The organism is Streptomyces sp. NPDC096012 (assembly GCF_040426375.1).
GTDB lineage: Bacteria > Actinomycetota > Actinomycetes > Streptomycetales > Streptomycetaceae > Streptomyces.
Window position 1 is genome coordinate 24968 of sequence record NZ_JBEOTD010000040.1, and the last position, 13752, is coordinate 38719.

At 72.8% G+C, this 13752-nt stretch carries 11 protein-coding genes; 3 read left to right on the forward strand and 8 right to left on the reverse strand.

Annotated features, from left to right (window positions below; translation table 11 throughout):
- Positions 1-30: 30 nt before the first annotated feature.
- The 5 genes from ABVB68_RS29775 to ABVB68_RS29795 all read right to left on the reverse strand — a co-directional run bounded on the left by ABVB68_RS29775 (position 31) and on the right by ABVB68_RS29795 (position 6649).
- Positions 31-930 (reverse strand): S1 family peptidase, encoded by a 900-nt coding sequence (locus ABVB68_RS29775; RefSeq protein ID WP_353604273.1) that lies wholly within the window; start codon positions 928-930, stop codon positions 31-33.
- Positions 931-1237: 307 nt separating this feature from the next.
- Positions 1238-2020, reverse strand: a complete 783-nt coding sequence (locus ABVB68_RS29780) for a DUF1684 domain-containing protein (RefSeq protein WP_353604274.1) — start codon at positions 2018-2020, stop codon at positions 1238-1240.
- Positions 2017-3048, reverse strand: coding sequence for an LLM class flavin-dependent oxidoreductase (locus tag ABVB68_RS29785; RefSeq protein WP_353604275.1), 1032 nt, complete (start codon positions 3046-3048; stop codon positions 2017-2019). The genes ABVB68_RS29780 and ABVB68_RS29785 overlap by 4 nt, the downstream gene beginning before the upstream one ends.
- Positions 3045-4820 (reverse strand): FAD/NAD(P)-binding protein, encoded by a 1776-nt coding sequence (locus ABVB68_RS29790; RefSeq protein WP_353604276.1) that lies wholly within the window; start codon positions 4818-4820, stop codon positions 3045-3047. The genes ABVB68_RS29785 and ABVB68_RS29790 overlap by 4 nt, the downstream gene beginning before the upstream one ends.
- Before the next feature lie 593 nt (positions 4821-5413).
- On the reverse strand, positions 5414-6649 hold the full coding sequence (locus ABVB68_RS29795) for a DUF5685 family protein (protein ID WP_353604277.1): 1236 nt from the start codon (positions 6647-6649) through the stop codon (positions 5414-5416).
- A gap of 312 nt (positions 6650-6961) precedes the next feature.
- On the opposite strand from ABVB68_RS29795, the gene ABVB68_RS29800 reads away from it, so the two are divergent.
- The gene (locus ABVB68_RS29800; protein ID WP_353604278.1) at positions 6962-7405 is read left to right on the forward strand and encodes a cell division protein SepF; all 444 of its coding nucleotides are present in this window, start codon (positions 6962-6964) and stop codon (positions 7403-7405) included.
- A 36-nt stretch (positions 7406-7441) separates the two neighbouring features.
- Here ABVB68_RS29800 and ABVB68_RS29805 read toward each other — a convergent pair whose 3' ends face one another.
- The gene (locus ABVB68_RS29805) at positions 7442-8632 is read right to left on the reverse strand and encodes an acyl-CoA dehydrogenase family protein (protein WP_353604279.1); all 1191 of its coding nucleotides are present in this window, start codon (positions 8630-8632) and stop codon (positions 7442-7444) included.
- A 100-nt stretch (positions 8633-8732) separates the two neighbouring features.
- On the reverse strand, positions 8733-10400 hold the full coding sequence (locus tag ABVB68_RS29810; RefSeq protein ID WP_353604280.1) for an MFS transporter: 1668 nt from the start codon (positions 10398-10400) through the stop codon (positions 8733-8735).
- A gap of 260 nt (positions 10401-10660) precedes the next feature.
- Between ABVB68_RS29810 and ABVB68_RS29815 the strand changes: the two genes are divergently transcribed.
- Together ABVB68_RS29815 and ABVB68_RS29820 are read left to right on the forward strand one after the other, a co-directional pair.
- Entirely contained in the window at positions 10661-11935 is a 1275-nt protein-coding gene (locus ABVB68_RS29815; protein WP_353604281.1) for a glycosyltransferase family 39 protein, read from the forward strand.
- Between the two features lie 238 nt (positions 11936-12173).
- Entirely contained in the window at positions 12174-13196 is a 1023-nt protein-coding gene (locus tag ABVB68_RS29820; protein ID WP_353604282.1) for a phosphatase PAP2 family protein, read from the forward strand.
- Positions 13197-13307: 111 nt separating this feature from the next.
- Here the strand turns inward: ABVB68_RS29820 and ABVB68_RS29825 are convergent, their stop codons facing one another.
- Positions 13308-13523, reverse strand: a complete 216-nt coding sequence (locus ABVB68_RS29825; RefSeq protein ID WP_353604283.1) for an I78 family peptidase inhibitor — start codon at positions 13521-13523, stop codon at positions 13308-13310.
- Between the last annotated feature and the right edge of the window lie 229 nt (positions 13524-13752).

Here is a 13752-nt window from a genome sequence, read left to right on the forward strand (position 1 = left end):
GGGGGCTCGGCGGAACCGGGAGTCAGTCCGTCAGGGAAGCGTGACCCCGTAGTAGCTCAGTGCCTCGGTGACCGGCTGGAAGAAGGTCGTACCGCCGGAGGTGCAGTCGCCGCTGCCGCCCGAGGTCAGACCGTAGGCCACGCTGCCCCCGTAGAGCGGGCCGCCGCTGTCGCCGCCTTCGGCGCAGACCGTGGTCTGGATCAGGCCGTAGACGACGTCACCGCTGCCGTAGTTGACCGTGGCGTTGAGCGCGGTGACCCGGCCGCTGTGGGTGCCGGTGGTCGAGCCGCGCCGGTAGACGGTCGTGCCCACGGACGGGGTGGCCGCGCTGCTGATGGTCTGGCTGCCGACCGCGCTCGGGTGCGCGACCGAGGAGTTGGTGTAGCGGACCAGCGCGAAGTCGTTGCCCGGGAAGCTGTAGCCGACGTTCGTGCCCAGCACGGTCGTGTGGGCGGAGTTGCTGTACCAGGTGGAGGCGACCTGACCGCAGTGGCCGGCGGTCAGGAAGTAGTAGGTGCTGCCGCTGCGCACGTTGAAGCCGAGCGAGCAGCGGTAGGAGCCGCCGTAGATGGCGTCGCCGCCGGTGATCAGCTTGTTGAACTTGCCGGAGGTGTGCTTGATGGTGAGCGCGCCCGCGTTGCCGCCGGCCTGTTTCTTGATCTTGGCGATCTCGGCCTTGGACACCGTGCTGTCGACGGTGACGAGGACCCGGTTGGTCTTGCTGTCCACCGCCCAGGCCGTACCGGGGATGTCGGCCTTGAGGACGGAGGCGCTCGCGCTGGTGAGCTGGGTGGCGCTGAACGGGTGGGCGTCACTGGCGTTCGCGGTGGGGGCGGCGAACGCCGCCGCGGCCAGGAAGCCGGTGGCCACGGCCACCAGCCGGGTCCGTCTGGCAGTGGCGCTGCGGGGAGTGGTGCGCTTGATCCTCACGTTTCGTTCCCTCCATGGGAAATCGGGGGCCCGCGTGGGGTCGGGGCCCGTGAGGCGCAGTCAGGTATGCGGTTGATTCCCGAACATGCATGTTCCTGACAAGCGCTGAGGGGGAGTATTCGGCCGAACGGCCGGTCGGCACAAGGGCGCCTTTCGGCCGTCGGATTTTGAACTACCTCGGGCCTCGTGGCGCACGCGCGCCGCCCCGGCGCGTCTTCTGACGCCGGCTCAGCGGATCCCCGGGCGGCGTTCCCCTGACACCGGCTCAGCCCACGTTCCGCCGGTCAGGCCCCCCTTCCCCCGGGGCTCAGCCCAGCGCACGCTCCCCCGCGTCGATCGCCACGTCGAGCGTGTTGCCGGGGGGCGGGAACGGGCAGACGAAGTGGTCGGCGAAGGCGCACGGCGGGAGCTGGGCGCGGTTGAAGTCGACGACGGTACGGCCCTCGGCGTCCGGTGCCTGCGGATAGAGGAAGCGGAACCGGAAGCTGGTGTCGCCGCTGGTGGCGTCGGCGAACACCGCCCACAGCAGCCCGTCGCCCTGCTGCGCGACCTGCAGCGTCCGCTCCTGTCCGGCCAGGGTGAAGGCGAGTTCGCCGGCGAGTGCGAGCCCGCGTTCACGGCCGTCCGCGTTGCCGACGCGCACGGTGCGCGGGCCGGCGTAGGGCGTGAAGCGTCCCGGCACCGACCAGCGGGAGGCGTGCGGAGTGACCTCGACACCCCGGAAGGCACGACGGGCAGGGAACTCGGGGTCGTACACCCGTACGCCCCAGACGCCCTCGCGGACCAGCACGAACAGCCGTTTCCCGCCGAGCGCGACGCGGGCCCCGGACTCCGGCCCGCGGTCGGCGGCGAGGTGGACCTCCCCGGTGAAGGGCCGGCCGTCCACGGTCAGGCCGTCGGTCTCGGTGGCGGTGAGCACAATTCCCGCACCATCCGCCACCCAGATCCCGGGAATGTCCGGAAGTCGCCCTTCCGGATAGTCCCCGACCCAGTGCGTGGCCGTCAGCGCGAGCGGGCCGTAGGGCGCCGAGACCGTCTTCTCACGCTCGGCGTGCCAGTGCTCCCACGCGTCGGAGGCGTCCGTCGTCATGCCGTCGTTTCCTTTCCCGTGCGATCGACCTTTCCATACCGGGTTGCCCCGGTCACAACGGGATGGCCGGTGCGCCGGTCGGCGGGGCGGTCGGCGGGCCGATCGACAGGCCGCTCGGTGAGCCGGTCGGCGGGGCGGTCGGCGGGCCGGTCGGTGGAGCCGGACAGGCCGAGGTGCTCGCGCAGGGTGCTGCCCGGGTAGAAGGTGCGGAACAGCCCTCGATGCTGGAGCAGCGCCACCGTGCCGTTGACCAGCCTCTCCAGATCGCGGCGCGGTTCGACGGGGACGAGGTGGAACCCGTCCGCGGCGCCGTCGGCGTGCCAGGCGGCGACCAGCTCCGCGAGATCGACCGGACCGCCCCGGTACAAGGGGCCCTGCGCGGTCTGCCGCGGTCCCCCTCCGCCGTGCCCGGGCTCGGCCGCGTGCTCACCGTCACCGAGGTCCACCAGCAGACTCGCCAGCACCCGCAGGGAGTCCGGCTTCCGCCCGAACCGGTCCGCCCGCGCGCGCAGCCGGTCGCGTACGGCTGCGGCTTGCACCGCGGTGACGGCGCGGACGAGGACCACGTCCGCGTACCCGGCGGCGTCGGCCGCGGCCCCGGCCCCGGTGGCGTCGACGTCGACCACGCGGACGAGGTGTCCGTGCGGCGGCCGTGGCACCGCAGCCACCGGACGGGGGCCGGACGGCGGAGCGTCCTCCCCGGTGGCGGACACGTCGATCCGCCAGCCCGCCCGCCCCCCGCTGACCTGGTCCAGGCCGGCCACGGCCGTCTGCGCCCGCAAGGGCCCGGTGCGGGCGGTGACCGTGGGGACCAGCCCGATCCGGCGGGTCGCGGACGCCACTCGGGACAGCGTCTCGAGCGCGTCGAAGCCGGGCCGGCCCGGAGAGTCGTCCAGCGTCACGAAGTCCAGCCCGCCGCGCTCGGCGAGCCGGGCCAGCTCGGCGTAGGAGCCGGCGTCGGGGGAGTCCGGCTGATCGACGGCGGCGGCGAGGTGCAACAGCCCCCGGCCGTACCGCGAGGCGCTCACACCACCACCTCGGCCCGCCACCCGCACCGGCCGGCCAGGTCCCGCAGGAAGGTCAGCACCGCCCGGGCGGTGGCGTCGTTCTGCCGGAAGGCGGCGCCGCCGGTGCGCGGCCGGGTGAAGGCGCCGGGGGTACGGGCGTCGGTGTAGGGGCCGAGGGCGAAGCGCCGCGGATGGGGGCGTCCGGCACCGTCGAGGATGCGGCCGTCGCCGGGATCGACCCGGAGCAGCCCAGCGGGGGTCTCGCAGGCGCCGTCGTCGTGCAGCTCGCGCAGCAGTCCGTCGCGGGCCCGGCCGACGGTGGGCGCGGGCAGCCGGGCCTCGACCAGTGCCCGCGCCTCGATGTGGAAGCCCGGCACGGTGGGGCTGGCGGCCCGGAACACCCCGTCCTCGGCGGTGACGGCCATGTCGGCACCGACGAACCGGAGCAGACCGGCCCGGGACAGCGCGAGCATCTGCCGCAGCCGGGGCCCGGGCGGGCCGGACGCCAGATAGCTGAAGAACCCGTGCCACCAGGGGCCTGTGTCCCCGAGCCGCACGAGCTGCCCGTAGACGGAGAGCAGCCCGAGGAAGACCCCGAGGTCGGCGCTGTGCGCCGGGTCGTGACGGCGGCTCAGGTCGCCCTCGACATAGTCCCGCAGTCCTTCCTGGAACGCCTCGTGGGAGGTGTGGCGCACTCCGGCGAGCGGGTGGTCCAGTGCGGCGAGGTCGAGGCGGTCCGCCGGGTCCGGTACGGCGGCGGCGATCAGCGCCCGGGCCTCGGCGGGGTCGCCGGCGGTCGCGTACCTCTCCTCGAAGTCGGTCCAGGCCATCGCCGTACGTTCCGGATGCGCGCCGAACAGCCGGTGGTAGTGGGCGAAGCCCAGCTCCTTCTCCACCAGGGGCCACACATCGCGCCGGAAGTCGAAGCCCCCGGGTCTGGCCAGCAGTTCCCGGACCTCGGCCGGCCCGAGGAATCGGGGCAGCGGGGGGCGGGCGCCGGTCCAGTCGTAACCGATCTTCGAGTGGTACGGCACCCCGCGCCGCGAGCCGACGTACAGCACCGGTTCGCGGCCCGAGGGGAGGTAGGCGCCGTCCCGGTACCGTCCGCCGCGTCCCTCGGTGAGGAGCACCATCAGGTCCACGAAGGCCAGCCCGAAGCCCCGTACCAGGACGGGTTCACCGGCCGGCAGCGCGGACAGGTCGCTGTCGGCCGTGAAGTCGGGCGGCAGGTGGAGCAGGCCGTGTTCGGCGGCGTACGCGGCCAACCGGGCCTGTTCGTCGTCCGGTTCGGCGTCCAGATGGCCGAGGGCGAGGACGACCAGGTCGGCGAGGAGGGGGCGCGGGCTGCCCTCCAGCCACACCTGCTGGCGGCCCTCGCGCGATCCGGTGACCCGCAGGGCGCGCCGCGGATGGTGGTGCACGCCGACGCCGGGCGGCAGGCCGGCGCGGGCCTGCTCGTACACCCAGCGCAGATAGCGGCCCTGGAGCCGGCGGTCGGCGAAGGTGCGGCCGTCCAGTGCGGCCCACTCGTGCAGTGTGGGGCCCTCGCGCACCGGGCCGTCCATGGTCACGGTCTCGTCGGTGAACATGGTGACGTCCTCGGCGTGCGAGTTCATCCACAGCAGCGGTGACTGCTCCTCGCGCCAGATGCGTCCGCCGCCCGGTGGATGGGGGTCGACGAGGTGGATGTCGAGGCCCGGGCCCGCGTACAGCTCCGGCGCGTTGGCGGCGAGGCGTTCGAGGACACCGGTCCCCCGCGGCCCGGCCCCCACGATCACCAGCTGCGGCCTCATCGGACGTACCCCGCGCGGTGCGCGCGGTTCCTCTGCGCCGTACAGGGCCGGACGCGGGGCCGCACATGGGACCGGGCGCGGAGCCGGCCGCGGGAACGGCAGGGGACGTTGGCGGAGGTGTCGGATGGCATGCGAAGGCTCCCGGACGCATTGGTCGTCAGAACGGGGTGATGCCTTCACACGAGTGCGCCGAGCGGCGCGGGCACGGCCGAGCCCCTCAGCAGGGCCGTGCCGCGAGAGTACGCGGAGGTTTCCCTCCGCTGTCAAGGTTGTCCAGACTATGAGCCGTACGTCTCAGGTCAGTTGACGCGCAACCGGATGCCTGTTCCACTTGCCCCATGCATCCGCAGCAGTGGCTGGTCACCCGCTCCCACATCGACTTCGGTCGCGTGTGGTCCTGTTCCTGTTGAGCCGACCCCCTGCGTGCCCGCCCCGCTGAGGGGCGGCCGTCTCACGCGCTCCGCGCCCCCCTGCTTCCCCCTTCGCCTTCACACGCGCACCCCTCCCCTCGCGCCCCCTGCACGCTTCCGCCTCCAGGAGACCGCCACCGGATACGCACGCCGTGCCTTCCCGGCCGTCAGGCCCTCGTGTGCTCAGCAGCCATCACATGGGCAACAGCAGTCGCACCCGTCACATCCGCAGCCATCGCACCCGTCGCAAGGACAGTCGCAGTCGCAGTCCCGGCAGCAGCCCTCTCGCTTCTGGCGCGACCACGGGCCCTCGTACTCCCCGGCGCAGCACATCTGGCAGCTGCAGCACAGCAGGAGGAACATGCCGCAGCCGGGCAGGAAGCCACGGGGCGGCCTGGGCTTCGGGGCGGGGACGGAGGGAGGGAACAGGGGGTGCCCCGGCGCCGCCTGCGCCCGGTACGCCGGTCCCGACTCGTGCGCCACCCCCGGCAGGTAGGCGCCCCCCGACTCGTGCGCCACCTCCCGCTGGTCCGCCGCGCCCGGCCGGTGCTCCGCGCAGCTCGGCAGTGCGCCGAACGCCCGGTCCACCGAGCGCCGCAGCTCGTGCACCAGCAGCAGATGCGCCAGCTTGCCGTCGGTGAACTCCGCCTCCCGCAGCGCCAGCCGGATGCCGTGCAGGGCGTCGTCGGCGAGCCGGCGGACCTCGGCGAGGGAGGTGCCCGTGGCGGTGAGCGGGTTCCAGGCGCCTGACGCGGCGTCAGCGTGCCGGTCCTCCACGGCGTCCAGCAGGTGCGCCAGGCGTCCGAACAGCCGGCCCGCCTCCGCGAGCGGCTCCGCGTTGGCCGGCCGCCCGGCCAGCACCGCGGTGTGCGCGAAGGCGGCCGCCGTCGCCGTCTCGGTCGGCTCGGTGACCGTCAGGATCGGGGTGCCCGGCCCGGCCAGGGCCTCCAGGCCCGGCTGCCGGTCGACCGCGTCCACCAGGACGTCCGTGTCGAAGCCCACCGCCGATCCGCCGCGCGCCCCGGCGCGGCCCCAGCCCGCCGCCACCCGGCGCGCCGCGGCCGCCAGGGGGCGGCGCGCGAGCAGCCCGTCCCGGTCGGCGACATGGTCGCGCACCTTGGCGGAGGCGAGGACCAGGGAGACCGCGGCGGCGAGTCGCGCGCCCTCGCCCTGGGCCACGGACGCGGTACGCATGCCGCGCAGCGCGCACGGGCCGGCCGTGCGCCGGGCCCCGCTCACCACACCGGCCTGAGCCTCCGTCAGAACCGATATGAGCAAGCCGTCGTAGTTCGTCACGATGCGTGCGAATTGCCCGTGATCCCGCCGCAACGCGAGACACAATCCGCACAGATGCGCCATCCACTGGGCCTTCAGGCCGCCCCCGAGTCGATGGGAGCAGGGTCTGACGATTCCGAACACAGTGATCCCCCGTGCCGTGAGACGACGTTGAGCTGCGGCAGCGTATCGGCCGACCGTCGGCTCGTAGCACCGCGTCCGTTCACCCGTATGCACGGTGCATCACCCATCCGCCGCCGACAATCATATTTCACTCACAGTCAGCAGCCGTATGAGTCGCGACCCTTGGGGCACAAGGACTCTCGACGGATCCGCTGTGCACCAGTACCGTCACAAACCCCCCGCGCGGCGTCTATCCACTTGGCGCGCCGTCCGCATCATGGATGACCATAGGGATGCGGAAAGCAAGAAAGACCGCTGTGAGAGGAGGCGTCCATGGGATCGGTACGCAAGGCGAGTGCGTGGCTCGGCCTCGTCGACGACAACGATGACGAGCGATACTACGACGACGAGTACTCCGAGGGCCCTGAGCCCGGGTCCGGGGACGCCTGGGTCACGGACCCCCGGGTGAAGGTGGCCACGGACACGGCCGAGGAGAAGGGCCGGCGGATCGGCACGGTCACCCCGGACAGCTTCCGGGACGCCCGCGCCATCGGCGAGCTGTTCCGGGACGGGGTCCCGGTCATCATGAACCTCACGGCGATGGAGCCCTCCGACGCCAAGCGCGTCGTGGACTTCGCGGCCGGACTGACCTTCGGCCTGCGGGGCACCATCGAGCGGGTCGCCAACCGGGTGTTCCTGCTGACGCCCTCGAACACGGAGATCATCAGCGGTGAGCCGGCCGGCCGCCGCGAGGACGGCTTCTTCAACCAGAGCTGAGGCAGGGCCGCTCACCGGCCCTGCCTCCCCGGAGGCTCACCGGAAGGCGTCGAGCCCGGTGAGCGCCTTGCCCAGCACGAGCTGGTGCATCTCGACGGTGCCCTCGTAGGTGAGCACCGATTCCAGGTTGGTCGCGTGCCTCATCACGGGATATTCGAGGGAGATCCCGTTGGCACCGAGAATCGTGCGTGCCGTGCGGCAGATCTCGATGGCCTCGCGGACGTTGTTGAGCTTGCCGAAGCTGACCTGCTCGGGACGCAGGCGGCCGACGTCCATCCGCCGCCCCAGATGATGGGCGAGCAGGATCCCCTTGTGCAGCTCGACCGCCATGTCGGCGAGCTTGGCCTGGGTGAGCTGGAAGCCCCCGATGGGCCGCCCGAACTGCTCCCGTGTCCTGGCGTACTCCACCGCGGCCTCGAAACTGCTGCGCGCGGCGCCCATCGCGCCCCAGACGATGCCGTAGCGGGCGTGGGAGAGACAGCTGAGCGGTCCGCGCAGGCCGGTGACCTCCGGCAGGACGGCCGTCGCCGGCAGTCGTACGTCGTCCAGGACGAGCTCGCTGGTGACGGAGGCGCGCAGGGACCACTTGTGCCTGATCTCCGGCGCCGAGAAGCCGGGGCTGTCGGTGGGCACGGCGAACCCGCGGATGCCCTCCTCGGTCTGCGCCCAGACGACGGCCACCCCGGCGACCGATCCGTTGGTGATCCACATCTTGCGGCCGTTGAGGATCCAGTCGTCGCCGTCACGCTTGGCGTGGGTGCGCATGGAGGCGGGGTCGGAGCCGTGGTCGGGCTCGGTCAGGCCGAAGCAGCCGATCACCTCGCCGGCGGCCATGCGCGGCAGCCACTGCTGCTTCTGCTCCTCGCTGCCGAACCGGTGGATCGCGTACATCGCGAGCGAGCCCTGCACGGAGACCAGGGACCGGATGCCCGAGTCGGCCGCCTCCAGCTCCAGGCAGGCCAGCCCGTACTGCACGGCCGTCGCCCCCGCGCAGCCGTACCCGGTGAGCGACATGCCGAGGGCGCCGATGGTCCCGAGTTCCCGGGCGAGTTCCCGGATCCGCGGCAGCTCCCCCTTCTCGTACCAGTCGGCCACGTACGGCAGCACGCGGTCGGCCGCCCAGCCGCGGACGGTGTCCCGGACGGCCAGGTCCTCCGGCTCCAGCAGGTCGTCGATCCCCAGCGGGTCGGCGGCATCGAACGGGGGCAGCTTCGCGGACGCGGACATGGGAACACCCTCCGGGACACGGAACTCGGAAAAACTAGCAGCGCTAGTTACGGCTCTCCGGCCGACGTTACGGTGCAGTGTCCCGCACGTCCAGAGGCGGTCAGGCCGTGACCCGCGGCTTCCCGGCCGCCGCCTCCGAGTCCCGCGGCGCCGGCAGCCCCGCCCCGAACCCCGTGCTCTCCGCCCCGGCCCCGGCGCTGTCCGCCCCGGCCCCGGCGGCGTCCTCGCCGCACTGCATGATCCGCGGCAGTCGCAGCGCCATCACCGCGCCCAGCAGCAACAGGCCCGCACTGACGAGCAGCGTCACGTGCAGCCCGTGCACGAAGGAGTCGCGCGCCGCCTGGCGCAGGGCGGCTCCGGCGGATCCGCCCAGCCGTCCGGCGACGTCGTAGGCCTCGCCGAGCGAGTGCCCCGCCGCAACCGACGCGGGCCTCGGAACGCCCGGCACCGACCGCAGTCCCGGCGCGTAGGCCGCGTTCATGACAGTGCCGAGCAGGGCGATGCCGATGCCGGCGCCGAGTTGGTACGACGTCTCGCCGATCGCCGCCGCGCCGCCGGCCTGGTCCGCCGGGGCCTCGCTGAGCATCGACTCGTACGCGCCGAAGAGCGTGGTCTCCAGGCCGAAGCCCAGCAGCACGAAGCCGGCCAGCAGCAGAGCGGTGTTGTCGGTGCCGCCCATCGCCGTCAGGGTGAGGACCGCCGCCGCCGTCAGGCAGAAGCCGACACTCACCATGCGGCGCGGTCCGAAGCGGCGCAGCGTGCGCGCGCCCCCCAGGCCCGCCGCCATCGCGGCGACGGTCAGGGGCAGCAGCCGCAGGCCCGTCTGCAGGGGGGAGAGGCCGAGCACCAGTTGCAGGTACTGGGCGGCGATCAGTTCCAGGCCGACCAGCGCGAGCATCGCCAGCACGATGCAGCCGACGGAGGTGCTGAACGCGGGCCGGCGGAACATCCGCAGGTCCACCAGCGGGTGCGGGAGCCGGCGCTGGCGTCGTACGAAGAGGAAGAGGAGGGCCGCGCCCAGCAGCAGCGGCGGCAGGGCGGACAGGCTCGTCGGCGGATCGCCGGCGCCCAGTTGCTTCACCCCGAGCACGACGCCGAAGAGCCCGGCAGCCGCCATCAGCGCGCCGGTGACGTCCCACGGGCCGCCTCGATCGCCGCGGGACTCGGGCAGCAGGATCCTGCCCACCGGCAGGCTGACCAGCATCAGCGGGATGTTGACCAGGAAGACCGCGCCCCACCAGAAGTGCTCCAGCAGGAACCCGCCGAGCAGCGGGCCGACCGCCGCGCCGACGGCGGCGACCGCGCTCCAGATGCCGATGGCCAGCGCCCGCTCGCGCCGGTCGGGGAAGACCTGGCGCAGGATCGACAGCGTCGCGGGCATGATCATGGCCCCGCCGACGCCGAGCAGCGCACGGGCGAGGATCAGTGTCTCGGCGCTGGGCGCGAAGGCGGCCGCGGCGGAGGCGACGCCGAAGAGGGCGTAGCCGAGCAGCAGGACGCGTCTGCGGCCGATCCGGTCGCCCAGGGTGCCGAAGAGGATCAGCAGCGAGGCGCAGACCAGCGGATAGACGTCGACGATCCAGAGCAGTTCCGTGGCACCGGGCCTGAGGTCCTCGGTGACGGCGGGGACCGCCACGTGCAGCACGGTCGCGTCGAGTGCGACGAGCAGCAGGCTCGTGCACAGGACGAGGAGGACGACCCAGCGGTTGGCACCGGCCCCGGCCGCCCGACGGCGCGGCCCTGCGGCAGCCGTGGTCGTCCCGGACATGTACGTACCTCCCAGATGGTCCCTCGCGTGGGGCGGAGTGACGGGGTGGGGATCCCCTGTCGTACGGCCGGAGAGGAGCGGTGTCTCCGGCCCGCGCAAACCCTCGCAGGTGACTCGCCAGCGTACGCGAGTTCACCGCACGGTCACGTGGCGGACGTCTCACACGCAGGACGGAACCCGTGTGGCGTACAGCACCTCGCCTCCTTCCGGCCGGGGCCCGGCGACCGGTCCGGCTCCCCGTGCGGTCGATAATCGAGCCCGTGACCGACCTTGCGACGCGCGTGGGCCCGCCCCGCACCCCTCTCCTGCGCCGGGCCGCCCCGGCCCTCCTGGGCTATGTGGCGGTCCGCGCCCTGGGCCTGCTCGCGCTGGTGGTGTGGAGCGCCGCGCGCGGCAAGAGCGCGTACACCCTGCTGACCGCGCGCTGGGACTCCCTTTGGTACACCCGGGTCGCCGAGCGGGGGTACGGCTACCAGGTGCGGCTGCCGAACGGCGACGTCCACTCCAATCTGGCGTTCTTCCCGCTGCTGCCCTGGCTGGAGCGGCTGCTGCACTCCGTGGCGCCGCTGTCGTACGCGGACGCCGGTTTCGTGGTGAGCCTGGCGGCCTCGCTCGCCGCCGCGGCCGGGATCTTCGCGGTCGCCGATCACGTCCACGGCTCGCGGGCGGGTGTCTTCGCGGTGCTGCTGTGGGCGGTGCTGCCGGTCGGCGTCGTGCAGTCGATGGCGTACAGCGAGTCGCTCTTCACGGCGCTGGCGGCCTGGTCGCTGTACGCGCTGCTGACCGGGCGGTGGATCGGCGCGGGTGTGCTGGCGGCGTTGGCGGGGCTGACCCGGCCGGTGGGGGCGGCCGTGGTGGCGGCGGTGTGGGTGGCGGGGGTGATCTCGTTCGTGCGAGAGCGAAGCGCACCCGATGCGCACGGCGCGCACGGTGACGAAGGCGCCCCGGAGCGGGCTCTCGGAGCGCGCGCGGGGAGCGAGCGCTGGGCGCCTGCGCCGAGGGGCACGGGGGGCGCGGGCGGTGCTCCGTACGCGCCCCGCGGGCGTCGCGCGCTCGGTATGGCGCTCGCTCCGCTGGGCGCCGCCGGCTACGTCCTGTGGGTCGGCCGGCGCACCGGCAAGGGTCCGCTCGGTTACCTGGACGTCCAGGCCGGCTGGCGCAACGGTTTCGACGGCGGGTACGCCTTCGCCCGCTTCGTGGCCGACAAGTTCACGTCGTTTCCGTCCGCCCTGGCGGGTCTCGGCCTGATCCTCGCGGTCGCCCTGCTCATCTGGCTGTACGTCACCGGTGTCCGCGGGCGTCAGCCGGTCGAACTGCCGGTCTACACCGGCGTCGTGCTGGCGCTCGCCCTGTGCGCGTCGAGCTACTTCGGCTCCAAGCCGCGGCTGCTCATACCCGCCTTCCCGGTGCTGCTGCCCCTGGCCTGCGCCCTCGCCCGGGCGCGTACGTCCCGATCCGTGCTGGTCACGGCGGGGTTGGCGGTCGCGGCGGCGCTCTACGGGGCGTTCTGGCTGAACGGCTCCGGCCCACCATGATCCACACCGACGGGCCGATGACGTCCCGGAGAATTCCACGCCAGGACCGGGTTAACGCATTTATAAGCGCCATATAAACAACACCCGGCATGATCAAAGGAATTGAAGAGAGGGGCCTCACAGGATTGCGGAATCCCGGGAATTCGGGCCGCCCTTGAGAGGTTTCCCACATCACATCGTCATCACAAAGCCCCTGTTTCGTCCGGGAACACAGCTCACTCGCTGTAACGTCGATTGGGTGCGTACCGAACGAAACCTCACCCGGCGTCTGGACCGGGTGTTCGCGAGACTCGACCGAGAGCCGGAACGACCTGCCCACATCGATGTGCCGAGGATGAGCCGGCACCGGGTCGTCCTGTTCTCGGCGACCCTGGCCTTCTACCTGGCGATCGTGTGGGCCGTGGTGACCACCTCCTGGCTGGTCCGGCTGGACTGGCAGGTCATGTTCTTCCGGCCGTACCAGCAGTGGCCGCAGATCCACGCCTTCCTCGACTACTACGTGGTGCTCGGCCAGCGCGGCCCCACCGCCGTGATGGTCGCGTCCTGGCTCGGCTGGCGCTCCTGGCGGCAGCACACCCTGCGCCCGCTGCTGACGCTGGCCGCCTCCCTGCTGCTGCTGAACATCACCGTCGGCTCCGCCAAGATCGGGATGGGGCGGCTCGGTCCGCACTACGCGACGGTGATCGGCGCGAACGAGATGGGTCTGGGCGGCGATATATTTCCCAGCGGGCACACCGCCAACGCGGTGGTGACCTGGGGAATCCTGGCATATCTGGCCTCCACCCCGAGGGCGCGCCGCTGGTTGTCCGCGCTGTCGGCGGTCACCTCGCTCGGCGTCGGGCTCACCACCGTCTACCTCGGTACGCACTGGCTGAGCGACGTGCTGCTGGGCTGGGCCGCCGGTCTGCTGATCCTGCTGGCCCTGCCGTGGTTCGAGCCGCTGATCGCCATGTCGGAGGGCCGACTCTTCGACCTGCGCGACCGCTGGCGCGACCGCCGCAGCCGGCCGGTCGCCGAACCGGTCGTCCCCGTCACGCCGGTGGTGCTCAAGCCGCGCGGCGTGCCCGCCGAGGCGGCGCCGGTGCGCGAGCCGGTCTCCTCGACGCGCGCCTCCCGGGGGGCGGTGCACCTGGCGCCCGGACCGCACACGACCCGGTCCGAACGCACCCCGGTCACCCCGGTGGGCAGCCGCCGGCCCCCGCACGCCGACCGTCTCCCGCGCGGCGCCTCCCCGTCGGCCCGCCCCCTGGCCGGCGGCTGAGGACGGGCGGCACCGCGGGTCCGGTACGCACGACCAGCCCGCGCCACGCCGAAGGCCCCGCTCCCTGACAGGAGCGGGGCCTTCGTCGCGCATACGTCCGCGGCGCCGGGGTCAGCCCTTCCAGGCGCGGCTCACCCGGCCGTCCCGCACCTCGAAGTTCAGCCGCCCGGCCCGGTACTCCATGGTGATGATCGCGCCCGGCGGCAGCGACCGCACCGTCGGCCACCCCCGCTGCCGAGCGAGCCGCTCGGCGTGCGCGGCGTCGAGGCCGACGTACCCGTCCGGACTGTCCTGGGGCTCCGCTGGCGGAGTGGGAATCGGTGCCATGCCGCCACGCTAGGCCGCATCCGGCGGGGACGGAAGCCGGGCATGACCGGGTAAGAGAAGCATCCGATCCCGGTCACACTTGTGTCACAACCGCCCGGGTCGCGTTTCCGTCGAACTCCGTCACACGTACGGGGGTTTCCGTACCGCTCACCGGGGTAATCGAACAGAATTCTTGCGCGCCGGCAGCACCGCTTCGTAATAACCGGCGGAAAGTTCACCGGCGCGGAAC

Excerpts from the sequence above, each read along its gene's own strand:
- ABVB68_RS29780 (WP_353604274.1), bottom strand. The coding sequence starts at position 2,020 with ATGACGACGGACGCCTCCGACGCGTGGGAGCACTGGCACGCCGAGCGT.
- ABVB68_RS29790 (WP_353604276.1), bottom strand. The coding sequence starts at position 4,820 with ATGAGGCCGCAGCTGGTGATCGTGGGGGCCGGGCCGCGGGGGACCGGT.
- ABVB68_RS29800 (WP_353604278.1), top strand. The coding sequence starts at position 6,962 with ATGGGATCGGTACGCAAGGCGAGTGCGTGGCTCGGCCTCGTCGACGAC.
- ABVB68_RS29805 (WP_353604279.1), bottom strand. The coding sequence starts at position 8,632 with ATGTCCGCGTCCGCGAAGCTGCCCCCGTTCGATGCCGCCGACCCGCTG.
- ABVB68_RS29810 (WP_353604280.1), bottom strand. The coding sequence starts at position 10,400 with ATGTCCGGGACGACCACGGCTGCCGCAGGGCCGCGCCGTCGGGCGGCC.
- ABVB68_RS29825 (WP_353604283.1), bottom strand. The coding sequence starts at position 13,523 with ATGGCACCGATTCCCACTCCGCCAGCGGAGCCCCAGGACAGTCCGGAC.